We start from the raw sequence: 15,163 nt of genomic DNA, 5'->3' as shown, positions 1-15,163 counted from the left end.
TTAAGACCAGCACTTAAGACTGAGTCCCACCGACGGTCAGCTCATCCAATTTCAAGGTAGGCTGGCCGACACCCACCGGCACTCCCTGCCCCTCTTTACCACACACGCCGATGCCGGTATCCAGCGCCATATCGTGGCCAATCATAGAAACCCGCTGCATCGCTTCCGGCCCATTACCAATTAAGGTGGCCCCTTTCACCGGCGCCGTCACTTTACCGTCTTCAATTAGGTAGGCTTCGCTGGCAGAGAACACAAATTTACCCGAGGTAATATCCACCTGACCGCCGCCAAAGCTCACCGCATAAATACCGCGCTTAACGCTTTTGATGATATCGCTGGGCTCTTCTTGGCCTGCGAGCATAACGGTGTTCGTCATACGCGGCATCGGCAGGTGGGCAAAGGATTCACGCCGCGCGTTGCCTGTGGGGGCCATATCCATTAAGCGAGCATTGAGTTTGTCCTGCATATAGCCAGTCAAAATACCGTCTTCAATAAGCGGCGTGTATTGGCCCGGCGTGCCCTCGTCATCAACGCTCATGGAGCCACGGCAATCCGCTAGCGTAGCATCGTCGACAATAGTGACGCCTTTAGCGGCTACCCGCTTACCCATTTGGCCCGCAAAGGCGGAACTTCCCTTACGGTTAAAATCCCCTTCCAGGCCGTGGCCGACGGCTTCATGGAGTAAAATCCCTGGCCAGCCTGACGCCAGCACCACCGGCATTTGCCCAGCGGGCGCATCAATGGCTTCCAGGTTGACCAGCGCCTGACGAACGGCTTCTTTAGCGTACTGCTCTGCGACTTGATCATCGCGCAATTTGGCCATGGAGTAACGACCACCACCGCCCGCGCTGCCGCGCTCACGGCGTCCGTTCTTAACCGCAATCACGCTGACATTAAAGCGCACCAGAGGGCGAATATCTGCCGCCAAAGTGCCATCGCTGGCCCGCACTAACACCACTTCGTAGGTACCCGATAGGGAAGCACTCACCTGACTGATGCTAGGATCTGCGACACGGGCGACTCGGTCAGCCTGTTTTAACATGGCGACTTTCTCTTCGGCGCTTAGCCCGGCTAATGGGTCAATCCCCGCGTAGCGCGACGTAGCCGAAACGGGTTGAACCAATTGCCCGGGCAGGCGTTGACCACTGCGCACAATACCTGCAGCGGTCCGGCCAGTGTCCATTAACGCATCGGCCGTAATTTGGTTGGAGTAGGCAAATCCGGTTTTTTCACCCGCCAGGGAGCGCACACCGACGCCGCCGTCAATATTGTAGCTAGCCTCTTTCACCTCCCCATCTTCCAGCACCCAACCCTCTTGCCAGGTACGTTGAAAATACAGATCAGCGTAGTCAATGCCCGCGCCCATGGCGTAGCCCAACCCCGTTTCCAGAGCGTCTAAATCAAGCCCTCCAGGGGTCAACAGAATGGCAGCAGCCGTATCTACATCACTTTTATATGCGGTCATTGGGGGCCTTCTAAAGTAACCTGCGGCGAAGTCCAAGGGCCTCGCACGCGATAATGGAGTGTCGTGGCACGATCTAAAGCGTCGCCAAATAGCTGGTCAGCAAGGAACAGCGCGCCGCCCACGATGGGTGCGCCAACGGCGATCGCCGCGATCGGTAAACTTTGCGTCACTGGTAGTGTGACGCCAAGCCGCTGGTCAAGTTCACGCGTCACCAAGTCAACACTGCCGGTAAGCGTTAGGGTGGTGGCCGGGGCATCAATTTGCAATGGCCCGCGAAGCGTCAACAGCCCACCGGTAACATCAGCGGTGCCCTTGACACGGTCAAATGCCGTGCCCCGGCCGGTTACGTCGGAAAAATCCAGGCGCAGACGACGTAAAATATTATCGAAATTAAGCAAGCCAATTAACCGCGCAGGCGCCGACTCCAGGGTGACAAAACGGCCGTCGCGAATGTCGGTACTGATATAGCCATCTGAGCGACTTAACTCCAATTGCCAGGGTGCCCCCGGCCAGTCAAGCGAGGCGACCACATCGGTACTTCGGCTGCGCATGGCCACCGGCTGGTCAAGGCGCTCAAGGGCAGTGCCAATATCTCCGCCCTGAATCGTAATGTCTGCGCGGGTATGACTCGAAACAGCATCCCCCTCCCAGTGCAGCTCGCCGCGCGCCGATAGCTGGCCCAGGGTTAAGCCGACAGGGGTAAGCGAAAAGCGCTCACCGTCGGTTTTCCAGTAGGCGGTCAAGGGGCCAAAGCGGCGCGGCCCCATGGCAATTTCGGCTAAACGCAATCGCCCATTGGGCACATCGGCCAGCCAATCCGGAATGGCCATAGGCGCCTGACGCTGAGTTTCGACTGATTCCATCCAGGAGTCGGGCATCGGTGCATCGCTGTCATGTTCGACATTGGCTAACGCCAACAAGCGATCAAGCGCCAACGCTTCAATGGTCATGTCTAACGGTTGCGGTGACTCAGCATCGTACTGTAAACGCCCGGTGACCAGGTTACCACTTAGGCCCAAATCGATCAGACCAGCGTTGATGCCTCCAGATGCGTTAAGACTGCCTAAACACTCGCTTTGATAAACCACGCAGGGGGTGGTTAACGAGACATCCAGCGGTGTTTGAGTGCCTTCACTTGACGGCATAGTGGTTCCGCCAGCCATTAGCGGCGCTATCGCCCGCTGCCACGCTAACGGATCAAGCCTTGGCACGGCAGCGTCAAGACTGATGCCGGGCTGAGTGGGCCAGCCCGGCAGGCGCTCCGCTTGGCTGCCTAACTTTAGCGACCCTGATAGCTCGCCATTACGCTGTTGGATGCGTGCTGAAACGATATCGGCCAGCTGCGTTTCAAGTCGTTTGGCATCTAAATCAGCGGTCAATGTCCACGGCCAGGGCTGCTGTGGTGATTTGGCAAACGGTTCGGGCAGGTGGCTGGTGACGCCGAGCAAGCGACTCTCAAGACGCAGGGAGGGCGCTGGGCTTAGGGTGACACGGCCCTGCCACTCTATCGGCCCTTCAAAGGGCAGGCGCCCTTGGCTACTGTCTAACCCAGCAAGCCCGAACAGCGCCGCGGTAGCGACACGCCCTTGCAGTTGTATGCCGTCGCTTTGAGTATCAATATCAGCGTTGATAGCCCCCCCAAGCAACTGACCACTAGCCTCGCCGACGAGTCCCGAACTCTCCCCATCTTGAAGCCAAGCGAGATCCCCCTCAACCGATTGAAGGCGAAGGTCGAGCGGTTGATAAACCACTTCCGAGAAGCGCGGCTGAGCATTAATTTCCAGCTGCAGCGCCTCAGGGTTTGCCAACGGCAACGACAGCGCAATATCGCCGTTAACGTCCCCCGTCACGCGCAAATCACTTAGTTGGGAAAGGTCGATCTCGGGCATCGCCTGTAAAAATGATATTAGCGCTGGCCCATCCGAGGTTAACTGCCCCGAAAGGTTGAGCGTCTCATCCTCCATCACCACCTCGCCCTCTGAAGCCGTGACACCATGGCTCTGGGCGTTATCAATTTCAGCCTCTAACACCTTGTTTTGCCACTTCAGTCGCCCCTCGACATCGTCAAGGCGTGGCCAGCCTGGCGCAATCGGCAAATGCCCTTGCGTCACCGCCAAGGCAAGCGTTGCTGTAAAGTCCTGGGCAGTCGCCCCTTCGCCTAACGGCTGGCTTAGCTGCAGCGAGCCCTTGCTGACGTAGCCGCCAATATCATTAAGCAGCCATTCGCGCAGCTCGTCGCCCATGACGCTGAGCGGCAACCACTGAGCAAGCGGGCGCTCCACAGCATCTACGTCACTGAACGTCAGATCTAAACCAAAGTGACCACGCTGGTTTCCGGTCACCAAACCAAAGCCACCCGCTATCTGCGCACCGTCCCAATCAACGCTTAGCCGCTTGCCACTCACCATGGTATTGGGGCCGTCGTATACCCATTCGACTTCCCCTTCAGCGCGCCGCAGCTGCATGGGAGCGGCAAAAAACTCGGGGAAATAGAGGGTACTTTCGCCATTACTGCTAAACAGCACGCGCCCGCGGAAGTCTCGCGCCTGCACCCAGGCATCCAGAGGGCCGCCACCGGGCGCTTGCTGCCAGGGTGAGACTTCGACGCCAGTTAGCGCCGCGTCCACTCCCCAGTGGCCATCTTGCTGTCCCACGTGTAACCCCTCGACTTGCCCACGGGGGGCGAGGGTTTGCAATACTCGGGTGACGGACTCGGGGAGCAGTACATAATCGCGCCAAGCGGTCAGCGAGGCGAGTTCAAAAGCACTGGTGCGTACTTCCCACTGCCCTGGCTGGTGGGTGGCGTGCCAGTGGCGTGGCAAGGCAGGCCCAACGCTACCTCCAGGGGGCTGCGCCCACTCCACGCTATCTGCATCACCGCTTAGCCACGCTTCCCCCCCGTCGCCGTCGCGCTGCCATAAACCATTGGCCTCAATGTCCCTTAACACCGCGTACTGAACCTGATGGCGTAGCGTTAACTGGGGAACATCGACAGCGACGCGAGCTTCCTCAAGGCGTCCGGCGCTCCAGCGCCCCCACAGCCGCGCACTGCCGCCAGCTTGCTCTAAATAAGCGGCATGATCCGGCCGGAACATATCTGCCAGAACAACTAATTGGTCGAGCTGAACATCGAGTTGCAATGCTGCCGAAAAATCGCTGAAGCCCTGTCGGCCGGGCTGCATTTCGACTTTTATTTCCGCTGCGGGCAGAGCTTCAACTCGAGCTTGCTGCATGGATTCCGCAATATTGATTGCGCCTTCCATTCTTGTGCGCCGTTCATCGCCGGTTAGCAGCAAGGTCTCGGCATACAGCATTACGGTATTATGGCGACCATGCAGGACTACCCGGGTATCATCTACCCATACGCGTTGCCGCAAAATCAAGCCGGTCCAAGTATCGATAGTATCAAGGTCGACCTCTGGATCCGGCGCCATTAGTAGCGGTAACTCAGCGGGTTCAGGCCATTGCCAAGTAGCTCCCGTGCCTTGATAAAGGTGAAACTGAGTACCGCTGATGCGTGCGTCGCTAAAAATCGGCGCCATATTGACAAGCGATGCCCAGGTATCCAAACGCAGCCCCGCATGTTCCAGGGAAAATAGCGCTTGGCCATCGGGGGTCTCCGCGTTTACACCCTCAAGGCGTAACAAAAAGTCGCTCCGAGCGAGCGAAAGCGATAGCTGATCGATGGTGACCGGCACGCCAATGCGCGCCTCAAGCAGCGCTTCAATGCGGGGGGTTAGGGCATCGGATTGGCTAATCGCCAAGCGCAGCAGTAACAGCAGCACAGCCGCGCTGCCCAGTAGCCAGGCAGCGATCAACAAACTCCAACGCACCAGCGAACGCGTTAGCATGGTTACATCAGCACAATATCGTACTGTTCTTGGGAGTAGTGCTGCTCAACCTGAAAGCGAATGGTTTTATTGATAAACGCCTCCAAGTCAGCCACCGCGGCTGACTCTTCATCCAGCAAACGATCAACGACAGGTTGTGATGCCAGCACCATGTAGGTCTCAGCGCTATAAGCGCGCTCTTCGCGCAGTATCTCACGAAAGATTTCATAGCAGACAGTTTCTGGCGTTTTAAGCGTCCCCCGCCCACTGCAAGTCGGGCAGGCTTCACACATCGTTTGCTCCAGGCTCTCCCGGGTGCGCTTACGGGTCAATTGAACGAGGCCAAGCTCGGTAACGCCAGTGCATTTGGTTTTGGCATGATCACGCTCTAAGGCTTTTTCCAACACCCGCAAGACCTGTCGCTGATGTTCAACATCCGCCATATCGATAAAGTCGATAATGATAATGCCGCCTAGATTACGCAGCCGAAGCTGGCGGGCTATTGTCGTGGCCGCCTCAAGGTTGGTTTTAAAAATGGTCTCTTCAAGGTTGCGATGACCGACATAACCGCCGGTGTTGACATCAATAGTGGTCATTGCCTCAGTGGGGTCAATCACCAGATAGCCACCGGATTTCAACTGTACCTTGCGCCCCAACGCTTTTTGGATCTCATCTTCGACGCTGTAAAGATCAAAAATGGGACGCTCGCCGGGATAGTATTCAATCCGCTCCACCGCGTCGGGCATAAACTCTTCAGCAAACTCGACTAGCTTGACGAAGTTTTCCCGTGAATCGATACGCACTTTTTCGATATCGTCGCGCATTACGTCGCGCAGAGTACGCATAAAGAGCGGCAAATCATCATAAATCACGCTTTGCGGCGTAGCGGTTACTTTACGCTCGCTGACTTTGCGCCACAGTCGCAGTAGAAAGTGCATATCCCCTTTTAGCTCTTCGCCACCGACGCCTTCCGCGGCAGTTCGGACAATAAAGCCTCCCGTCACTTCCAGCGTCTGCTCCGCCACGCTGCTGTCTAGCAGGGCTTTTAACCGCTCGCGCTCACGCTCATCCTCAATACGCTGCGAAACGCCGTGATGAGGAGAATCAGGCATATAGACCAGATAGCGGGATGGGATCGAAAGATGCGTGGTTAAGCGCGCCCCTTTGCTACCAATAGGGTCTTTGGTCGCTTGCACCACTAACGCCTGGCCCTCGTGAAGCAACTGGCCGATAGTCTGCTGCTCATCAAGCGGTATGCCGGGAGGCATCACTTCGTGGGCGTGAATAAACGCCGCCCGCTCTAAGCCAATATCAACAAAGGCAGCCTGCATGCCAGGCAGTACACGAACCACTTTGCCTTTGTAGATATTGCCCACGATGCCACGCCGGCGGGAACGCTCGATCAGTGCCTCTTGCAAAACGCCGTTTTCGACCAGCGCGACGCGGGTTTCCATTGGCGTTAAATTGATGAGAACTTCACCGCTCATGCAAAATTCCTTGTTGGTTGACGTATTCCTTGCCAGCGATACAGGCGGCGACACCCTTTATTCAAGGGCGTTAAACGCGCTGCCAGATAGGAACTCCCTGTCGGCATAGCAAGTGCGTCGTCTCGAACAACGGTAGCCCTACCACTGCCGAGTGACTGCCTTGAATCTGTTTTACAAATATGGACGCTAATCCCTGTATAGCGTAGCCTCCCGCCTTATCTGCGGGCTCACCGGTACGCCAGTAGGCAGCGATTTCATCGGCGCTGATCTCACGCATCGTCACCTGGGTTGTCACACAGCAGGAAAGCATTCCCGCTGGCCCACTCACCGCCACGGCGGTAAGCACCTGGTGGTGGCGCCCAGAAAGCAGCCGCAACATTTCGGCGCCCTCCTCAGCATGCGCCGGCTTACCTAGGATACGCTCATCGACAACCACAGCGGTATCTGAACCTAAGGTAGGCAGATCAGTGAATGGCGCCGCCGCTTCGGCTTTGGCTATCGCCAAGCGCTTTACATAGGCTTGAGCCGACTCCCCAACCAGCGGCGTCTCATCAATATCGCAAGGATGAACCTTGACCGGCACACCAATGGATGCGAGCAAATCCCGACGGCGTGGAGAAGCCGAGGCCAAACATAAAACAGGTGCAATCATGAGGCGGCCAACCGACGCTCTAACGCCTGGAACATCGTCGCCAGCCACGGCCATAGCAGTGCACTGATCAGCGCGGGAATTAAAAACGCCAAATGAATCGAAAAATCACCCACGATAGTGCGCAGCCACTGGGCGACCAACTGCATCAAGCCCAGCAGCACCAGCACCAGTGCCGACTGCTGTACCAGCGAATAGGCCCGAAAACGTGGGTAGACCAGAGCACATAGAAATGCCAACAGCGCATAGATGAGCGCATGCTGCCCCAACGCTGTGCCTTCAATTAAATCCATCAAAATGCCCAGTACAAAGCCATGAAAAACGCCGATTCTATCGGGAGTCCGCATACACCAGTAGATGAGCATAAGCCCCAACCACTCGGGACGATACACCTGCCAACCATCGGCTAACGGCATCACTTGCAAACATAACGCCAGAAGCAGACTTAGCCAAATAACTAAAATAGGCACTACCGGTGCACGGGGCATCAAGGCACCTCTTGATCGGGTTTAGCAAGCTGAAGCGAAGAGCGTAAAGCCTCTGAAGAGATATCCAGCGTTTCATCCCATGCATGCTCCTCCACCTCCGTTCGCGGGGGCGGAAAAAGCAGCAAGAAGTGACGTGAGCGCTGCAGTTGGGCCATAGGCGCGGCCGTAACACGCGCAAACGGTTTGCCTGGATCGTGATAGACCTCGGTAACGCGCGCCACCGGGTAACCCGGTGGAAAGCGCCCAGCTAAGCCCGACGTGGTCAGTAAATCACCCTCACGGATATCCGCCGTATCAGGCACATACATTACATTTACGCTGTTGTAACGCCCCGCCCCTTGGACAATAAAGCGTAATCCATTGCGGTTTAACTGAACCGGCAAGGCGTGACTGGCGTCGGCTAACAGCAATACACGGCTGGAATAGGCAGAGACCGCGGTAATTTGCCCCACTAGCCCCGAGGCATCAATGACCGGCTGACCTACATAGGCGCCGTTACGGTGGCCACGGTTAACCACCATCTGATGGCTAAAGGGATCATTATCCAGCGACAGCAGCTCAGCCGTGATATAGGGAATATCACGGCGCTTAGCCGCTTGCAGCAATTCGCGCAGTTCGCTGTTTTCCGCAGTCAAATTTGCCAACCGTTGACCACGATGGGAAAGGGTAAGAATCTGCTCTCGCAGGCGGCGGTTTTCATCCACCAATGCCTGCTGATCAGAGAGCGCAAGCGATCCCCAATTCAACAGGTCGCTAGGCACACTAACAACCCATTGAATAGGGGCAACGACCATCGACAGTTGCGCACGCACTTGTTCCATGCGCGTGAAATGCAGGTCGACAAACATCAATGCACTGGCAGCCAAGGCGCAAAAAAACAGCCGGTAGCCCGGCAATGGCCCGTGCGAAAACAGCGGTTTAATAGGCAATCCCCCCGCAATTAACCGCTGCGATTAGTCGCTCGACAGCAACTCAAAAGTGTGCTGATCAATCATTTCCAGCGCTTTGCCACCACCGCGAGCAACGCAGGTCAACGGATCTTCGGCAACGATCACCGGTAGCCCCGTCTCTTCAGCGATAAGCTTGTCCAGATCGCGTAACAGCGCACCACCGCCCGTTAACACCAAGCCTCGCTCGGCAATATCAGACGCCAATTCAGGCGGTGACTGCTCAAGGGCGCTCTTAATGGCGGCCACGATAGAACCCAGGGTTTCTTGCAACGCTTCCAGGGTTTCGTGGGAATTAAGCGTAAAGCTGCGCGGGATACCTTCGGCTAGATTACGACCACGCACATCAATTTCGCGTAGTTCGCCGCCGGGGTAAGCGCAACCTATTTCCTCTTTGATGCGCTCAGCTGTCGCCTCACCAATCAGGCTGCCGTAGTGCCGACGCACGTAGGCTGTGATGGCCTCATCAAAGCGGTCGCCACCCACCCGAATGGATTCGGAGTAGACCACGCCATTGAGTGAAATAATCGCGATTTCAGTGGTACCACCACCGATATCCACCACCATCGACCCCTGCGCTTCATCAACCGGAAGGCCTGCGCCAATCGCCGCCGCCATGGGTTCTTCAATCAAGAACACCTCGCGGGCACCGGCACCTTCTGCTGACTCACGAATTGCCCGGCGCTCTACTTGCGTTGACATGCAAGGAACACACACCAGCACACGCGGGCTGGGGGTTAAGAAGGTGCTTTGGTGAACTTTGCGAATAAAATGCTGGAGCATCTGCTCGGTGACGGTGAAGTCGGCAATAACGCCATCTTTCATCGGCCGAATCGCGGTAATATTACCCGGCGTGCGCCCCAGCATTCGCTTGGCATCGGTACCGACTGCCGCGACGCTGCGCATATTGCCAGACTGGCGGATAGCAACCACGGATGGCTCATCGAGCACGATACCGCGACCGCGTACATAAATCAGTGTGTTGGCCGTACCCAAGTCGATCGATAGATCGCTGGAAAACAGCCCCCTCAAACGTTTAAACATGGATGTTGTTACCTAGTGCAGACCGGGAACCCTGTGCGGATGCAAACGGTATCACCGCAACCCCTTGGCAGCAAGCACGAGTCGCGCCTAAGACTGCCCGTTGAGGCCAAGATGTGGTACCTTTTGCGGCTATTTTCCACGTCTGCGACACAAGACGTATTTTTTGATATCGGTATGTATACCGCCTAAAGCGGATTATGTTCCATCACATTGACAAGGAAATATCGATCATGGCGCTTGAAGAATCTCATGTGCGCCGGGCCGCTCACTTGGCCCGACTCGCCGTCAGCGATGACCAAGCCAGCGGCTTTGTCGACGACCTAAGCCGGATTCTGGACATGGTCGACCAGCTACAAAGCCTTGATACTGAAGGCGTTATGCCGCTCGCCCATCCGCTCGATGCGACCCAGCGACTGCGCGCCGATGAAGTAACCGAAACTAACCAGCGCGAAACCTTTCAGCGCTGTGCTCCGGCAGTGGAAAATGGCCTGTATCTGGTGCCCCGCGTCGTTGAATAAACTTAGTGCATAAACACGCTGAGTAACGGCACACGAGCATTGGCAGCCACCACTATTGCCTCTTTTTTTCTCCCCTGAACGGAGCTTCTGGGACATGCATGAGAAAACCTTAACGCAACTCGCTGCCGCCTTGAAAAGCGGCGAGTTTTCCAGCCGCGAGCTAACCGCTCACTATTTACAGCGCATCGACAAGGCTGACGGCAAACTGAACAGTTTTATCAGCGTGACCGCTGAGCAGGCGCTGAAGCAGGCTGAAGTCGCCGACAACGCCAGAGCAGCTGGCAAAGCCGGGCCTCTAGCGGGCATACCTTTGGCACTGAAAGATATTTTTTGCACTCAAGGTGTAAAAACCAGCTGCGGCTCGAAAATGCTGGATAATTTTATTGCCCCCTATAACGCCACCGTTGTTGAAAAACTCAACGCGGCGGGCACGATTAGTCTGGGTAAAACCAACATGGATGAGTTCGCCATGGGCTCCTCCAACGAAAGCAGCTACTACGGCCCGGTGAAGAACCCTTGGGACTTAACGGCTGTGCCCGGCGGTAGTTCTGGCGGCAGTGCTGCAGCGGTCGCAGCAGGCCTAGTGCCCGCCGCCATGGGTACCGATACCGGCGGTTCTATTCGCCAACCGGCAGCGTTTTGCGGCATCACCGGCTTAAAGCCCACCTATGGCCGCGTATCGCGCTTTGGCATCATTGCCTACGCCTCGAGCCTTGATCAGGCAGGCCCGCTGGCGCGCAGTGCCGAAGATTGCGCCCACCTGCTGGGTGTGATTGCGGGTCATGACGGCCGTGACTCCACCAGTGTTGCCCGCGGCGTACCCGACTACGTAGAGAGCCTTAACGCCCCCCTCTCGGGACTTAAAATCGGCCTACCGAAAGAATACTTTGGCGATGGTTTAGACCCGGAGGTCGAAAATGCCGTCCGCGAGGCGGTGAAAGTTTACGAATCCCTAGGCGCCACGGTGCGCGAAGTCAGCCTGCCGCATACCCATTATGCGATTCCGGCCTACTACGTGATCGCCCCTGCGGAGGCTTCTTCGAATCTCTCCCGCTACGACGGCGTGCGCTTTGGTCACCGCTGCGACAACCCCAGCGATCTGATTGATCTGTACAAGCGTTCGCGAGAGGAAGGCTTTGGCGAAGAGGTCAAGCGACGCATCCTCATCGGCACTCACACGCTTTCTGAAGGCTTCTTTGACGCCTACTACACCAAAGCCCAACAGGTGCGCCGTTTGATTCGTCAGGACTTCCTGGACGCCTTTGAAGACGTCGATGTGCTGATGGGCCCCGCCTCGCCTACGCCAGCCTTCGACCTGGGCGCTAAAAAAGATCCGGTGTCGATGTACCTGCAGGATATTTACACCATTGCGGTTAACCTGGCTGGCATCCCCGGCATTAGCGTACCCGCAGGTTTTGTCGGTGGCCGCCCGGTGGGTCTGCAGATTCTGGGCACCCATTTTGCCGAAGCGCAGTTGCTTAACGTCGCCCACCAGTTTCAGCAAGCGACCGACTGGCACTTACAACGTCCTGCCTTTGCCGAGGAGTACGCCTAATGCAATGGGAAACCGTGATTGGGCTTGAAGTCCACGTTCAGCTCGCAACGCGCTCTAAAATCTTCTCCGGCGCCTCTACGGCGTTTGGCGCTGAGCCAAATACCCAAGCGTGTGCGGTAGACTTAGGCCTACCCGGCGTACTGCCGGTGCTTAACGAGCAAGCCGTGGCCATGGCCGTGCAGTTTGGCCTGGCAGTGCATGCAGACATCGCTGAAGTGTCGGTGTTTGACCGTAAAAACTACTTCTACCCCGACCTGCCCAAGGGCTATCAGACCAGCCAGATGTACCACCCCATCGTCGGCCCTGGCGACGTTGAGATTACCCTGGAAGATGGCAGCTCCAAGCGTATTCGCATTCACCATGCCCATCTCGAAGAGGATGCCGGTAAATCACTGCATGAAGATTTTCATGGCATGACCGGTATTGACTTGAACCGAGCGGGCACGCCGCTGCTGGAAATCGTCTCCGAGCCGGATATGCGCAATGCCAAAGAAGCCGCAGCGTATCTCAAGGCGATTCACTCCATCGTTACTTACCTGGGCATTTCCGACGGCAATATGGCGGAAGGCTCAATGCGTTGCGACGTTAACGTCTCGGTTCGCCCCAAAGGCCAGGAAGCTTTTGGTACCCGCGCTGAGATTAAAAACGTTAACTCCTTCCGCTTTGTCGAACGTGCGATTGCATTCGAGGTGGAGCGCCAGATTGAGCTGATTGAAGATGGCGGCAGCGTGGTTCAGGAAACCCGCCTGTTCGACCCAGACCGCGATGAAACCCGCAGCATGCGCACCAAGGAGGAGGCCAACGACTACCGTTACTTCCCCTGCCCCGACCTGCTGCCGGTGGTGCTGGATCAAGCCTACCTGGATCACCTGCGCGGGCAACTGCCCGAGCTACCGGCGGATAAGCGCGAGCGCTTCCAGAACGAACTGGGGCTGTCCGCTTATGACGCCAACGTCATCTCCGCCAGCCGCGATATGGCCGAATTTTTTGAAGCCGTGCATAGCGAATGTGGCGATGCCAAACAGGCGGCTAACTGGGTGCAGGGTGAGCTCTCCGGGGCACTTAACCGCGAAAGCCTAAGCATTGCCAATAGCCCGATCTCTGCCCGCCAGCTAGGCGAACTGATCAGCCGCGTGCTGGATAACACCATTAACGGCAAAGCCGCTAAAGAGGTTTTCCAAGCGCTGTGGAATGGCCAGGGCGAAAGTGCTGATGAGGTGATCGAAGCGAAAGGCCTCAAGCAGGTGACCGACACCGGCGCTATCGAAGCAATGATCAATCAGGTAATCGCCGACAGCCCCGCCCAGGTCGCTCAATACCGCGACTCGGAGCCGGAAAAACGCGGCAAGATGATCGGCTACTTCGTCGGCCAAGTGATGAAAGCATCGCGCGGCACCGCCAACCCTCAGCAGGTCAACGGCTTGCTAAAAGAGAAGCTCGACGCGCTGTTGTAACAGGGGGCGATTCGGATCTGAAGCTTACTAGTTCATAGCGGCTGCCCTGGGCAGCCGTTTTTAATTAATGGCACAAATCTGAACTAGGGCAACTGGCTGGGCTGGGTAAAGCGCGTTAGCTGAGCACATCCCGCCGCCCATACCTCAGCCTCAAACTCGGCGATGGCGGCGGTAGGGAAACCAACCCCTTGCGCCGGGCTGCCTTCTACCAACAGCCCCGCCAACTCTCCCACCAGCGGCATATGGCTGACCAGCATGATTGGCGTGCCCTCAGGCTGCTCAAGTAGCCAGCCACTTACCGCACTAGGGGGATCGTCCGGGGTAATAAAATTCAACGTTTGAAGCGACACTCCCAGCGCATCACTGATTATTTGCGCGGTCTGCTGCGCGCGGGCATAAGGGCTGGCATAAACCCTCGGCACAAACAGCTCGCCCGCGGACACACGCTCGGCCAACCAACACGCCATTTTCTCAGCCTCCTGCTCACCATGGGGCGTCAATCGGCGCGCTTGATCAGGATACCCCGGCGCGGCCTCGCCGTGGCGCATAATCAGCATATCAGCCATTCCTGCCTCCATGGTTCTTAGAAACCTGTTCCTTAGAAGCCTGGTTGTGATGAGATTGGTCTCGATGGGCCTGCTGAACGGCTTCACGGGGCAGAATAAACTCTACATCGCTACTCTGCTCCCCCATCATTAGGGTGCGCGCCATATCCTGAGCTGGCACACCATCAAATAGCACGTGATTAAGGCCTTCAGCGAGCGGCATATAAACACCCATTTCGCTCGCTTTAGCGCATACCAGCTTAACGGTATTCACCCCTTCTGCGACTTGACCAAGCGCATCTACGGCCTCCTCCAGCGTACGCCCTTCGCCCATGGCATAGCCGACGCGGTAGTTGCGCGATAGGTTAGACGAGCAGGTAACAATTAAATCCCCCACCCCCGCCAGACCTAAAAACGTCATCGGGTTAGCCCCCTGGGCGACGGCAAAGCGGCTCATTTCCGCTAAAGCGCGAGTCATTAACATACTGCGGGTGTTTTCGCCCATACCCAGCGCCGCCGCCATGCCGGCGGCAATGGCATAAATATTTTTCAGCGCACCGCCCAACTCAACACCATGGCGGTCATCGCTGGCGTAAACACGAAAATAACGGCAGCCCAGAGCCTGCTGAACCCGAGTGCGGGTTAACGGATCTGCGCTGGCAATCACTGTGGCGGTTAGCTGCTTATCGGCAATTTCAGAGGCTAGATTGGGGCCAGCAATCACACCAATATGACTAAAGCCCGTCTCTTGCTCAAGCACTTGGCTCATCAGCAGAAAACCTTCCTGCTCAATCCCCTTGGTCGTGCTGACCAAGATCTGCTCAGGCCTCAGCCACGCTTTCGCCGCTTGCACAACGCTGCGAAAAGCTTTGGAGGGAATCGCGATCAGCACTAGCTCGGCGTCAGCCAACACAGCTTGGAGATCAGTTGAGGCTTCGACGGCCGGATTCATAGCGTAATGGGGTAAATAGCGCCCGTTACGGTGCTCTTGGTTGATTTGCGTGACCAGCGCTTCATCACGCATCCACTGGCGAACCTGGGCGCCATTGTCAGCGGCAATACTCGCCAGCGCCGTGCCAAAACTACCGCCCCCCAGCACCGCTACATTGGTTGGCACTGGGACATTGGTTTGCTGCTCAGCCATCATAATAGTGTCCTAAGAAGTCTTGTAGAACGTAAAC

The 15,163-nt window shown here is 56.8% G+C and carries 12 protein-coding genes; 3 read left to right on the top strand and 9 right to left on the bottom strand.

The genetic code is table 11. From position 1 onward, the window contains the following. Nucleotides 1-13: 13 nt before the first annotated feature. The 7 genes from tldD to A6R74_RS21545 form a co-directional block, all read right to left on the bottom strand. Nucleotides 14-1,465, bottom strand: coding sequence for a metalloprotease TldD (gene tldD / locus A6R74_RS21575; protein ID WP_064236528.1), 1,452 nt, complete (start codon nucleotides 1,463-1,465; stop codon nucleotides 14-16). After that, nucleotides 1,462-5,316 carry a YhdP family phospholipid transporter gene (locus tag A6R74_RS21570; protein ID WP_064236527.1) on the bottom strand — a complete coding sequence of 1,285 codons (3,855 nt, stop codon included), beginning with the start codon at nucleotides 5,314-5,316 and terminating at the stop codon, nucleotides 1,462-1,464. The genes tldD and A6R74_RS21570 overlap by 4 nt, the downstream gene beginning before the upstream one ends. Nucleotides 5,317-5,318: 2 nt before the next feature. Beyond that, nucleotides 5,319-6,782, bottom strand: coding sequence for a ribonuclease G (rng, locus tag A6R74_RS21565; RefSeq protein ID WP_064236526.1), 1,464 nt, complete (start codon nucleotides 6,780-6,782; stop codon nucleotides 5,319-5,321). A gap of 70 nt (nucleotides 6,783-6,852) precedes the next feature. Then, nucleotides 6,853-7,434, bottom strand: a complete 582-nt coding sequence (locus tag A6R74_RS21560; RefSeq protein WP_064236525.1) for a Maf family protein — start codon at nucleotides 7,432-7,434, stop codon at nucleotides 6,853-6,855. Next, entirely contained in the window at nucleotides 7,431-7,919 is a 489-nt protein-coding gene (gene mreD, locus A6R74_RS21555) for a rod shape-determining protein MreD (RefSeq protein WP_064236524.1), read from the bottom strand. The genes A6R74_RS21560 and mreD overlap by 4 nt, the downstream gene beginning before the upstream one ends. Then, nucleotides 7,919-8,848, bottom strand: a complete 930-nt coding sequence (gene mreC / locus A6R74_RS21550) for a rod shape-determining protein MreC (protein ID WP_064236523.1) — start codon at nucleotides 8,846-8,848, stop codon at nucleotides 7,919-7,921. Before mreC ends, mreD begins: the two co-directional genes overlap by 1 nt. A gap of 24 nt (nucleotides 8,849-8,872) precedes the next feature. After that, nucleotides 8,873-9,910: a rod shape-determining protein gene (locus A6R74_RS21545; RefSeq protein WP_007114671.1), complete on the bottom strand. Its 1,038-nt coding sequence runs from the start codon at nucleotides 9,908-9,910 to the stop codon at nucleotides 8,873-8,875. 230 nt (nucleotides 9,911-10,140) lie between these two features. Between A6R74_RS21545 and gatC the strand changes: the two genes are divergently transcribed. The 3 genes from gatC (at nucleotide 10,141) to gatB (ending at nucleotide 13,437) form a co-directional block, all read left to right on the top strand. Then, a complete protein-coding gene (gene gatC, locus A6R74_RS21540; RefSeq protein ID WP_064236522.1) occupies nucleotides 10,141-10,428 on the top strand; it encodes an Asp-tRNA(Asn)/Glu-tRNA(Gln) amidotransferase subunit GatC in 288 nt (95 codons plus the stop codon). Between the two features lie 94 nt (nucleotides 10,429-10,522). Further along, nucleotides 10,523-11,983: an Asp-tRNA(Asn)/Glu-tRNA(Gln) amidotransferase subunit GatA gene (gene gatA / locus A6R74_RS21535; RefSeq protein WP_064236521.1), complete on the top strand. Its 1,461-nt coding sequence runs from the start codon at nucleotides 10,523-10,525 to the stop codon at nucleotides 11,981-11,983. Beyond that, entirely contained in the window at nucleotides 11,983-13,437 is a 1,455-nt protein-coding gene (gene gatB, locus A6R74_RS21530) for an Asp-tRNA(Asn)/Glu-tRNA(Gln) amidotransferase subunit GatB (RefSeq protein ID WP_064236520.1), read from the top strand. The genes gatA and gatB overlap by 1 nt, the downstream gene beginning before the upstream one ends. A gap of 83 nt (nucleotides 13,438-13,520) precedes the next feature. On the opposite strand, the gene sixA is transcribed toward gatB, so the two are convergent. Then, nucleotides 13,521-14,003, bottom strand: a complete 483-nt coding sequence (sixA, locus tag A6R74_RS21525) for a phosphohistidine phosphatase SixA (RefSeq protein WP_064236519.1) — start codon at nucleotides 14,001-14,003, stop codon at nucleotides 13,521-13,523. Further along, nucleotides 13,996-15,126 (bottom strand): NAD(P)H-dependent glycerol-3-phosphate dehydrogenase, encoded by a 1,131-nt coding sequence (locus A6R74_RS21520; RefSeq protein WP_064236619.1) that lies wholly within the window; start codon nucleotides 15,124-15,126, stop codon nucleotides 13,996-13,998. The genes sixA and A6R74_RS21520 overlap by 8 nt, the downstream gene beginning before the upstream one ends. Nucleotides 15,127-15,163 lie beyond the last annotated feature (37 nt).

This window comes from Halomonas sp. ALS9 (genome assembly GCF_001651035.1).
Taxonomy (GTDB): Bacteria; Pseudomonadota; Gammaproteobacteria; order Pseudomonadales; family Halomonadaceae; genus Vreelandella.
The sequence above is the reverse complement of the archived record's forward strand: the minus strand, read 5'-3'. Positions and strand labels throughout refer to the sequence as shown.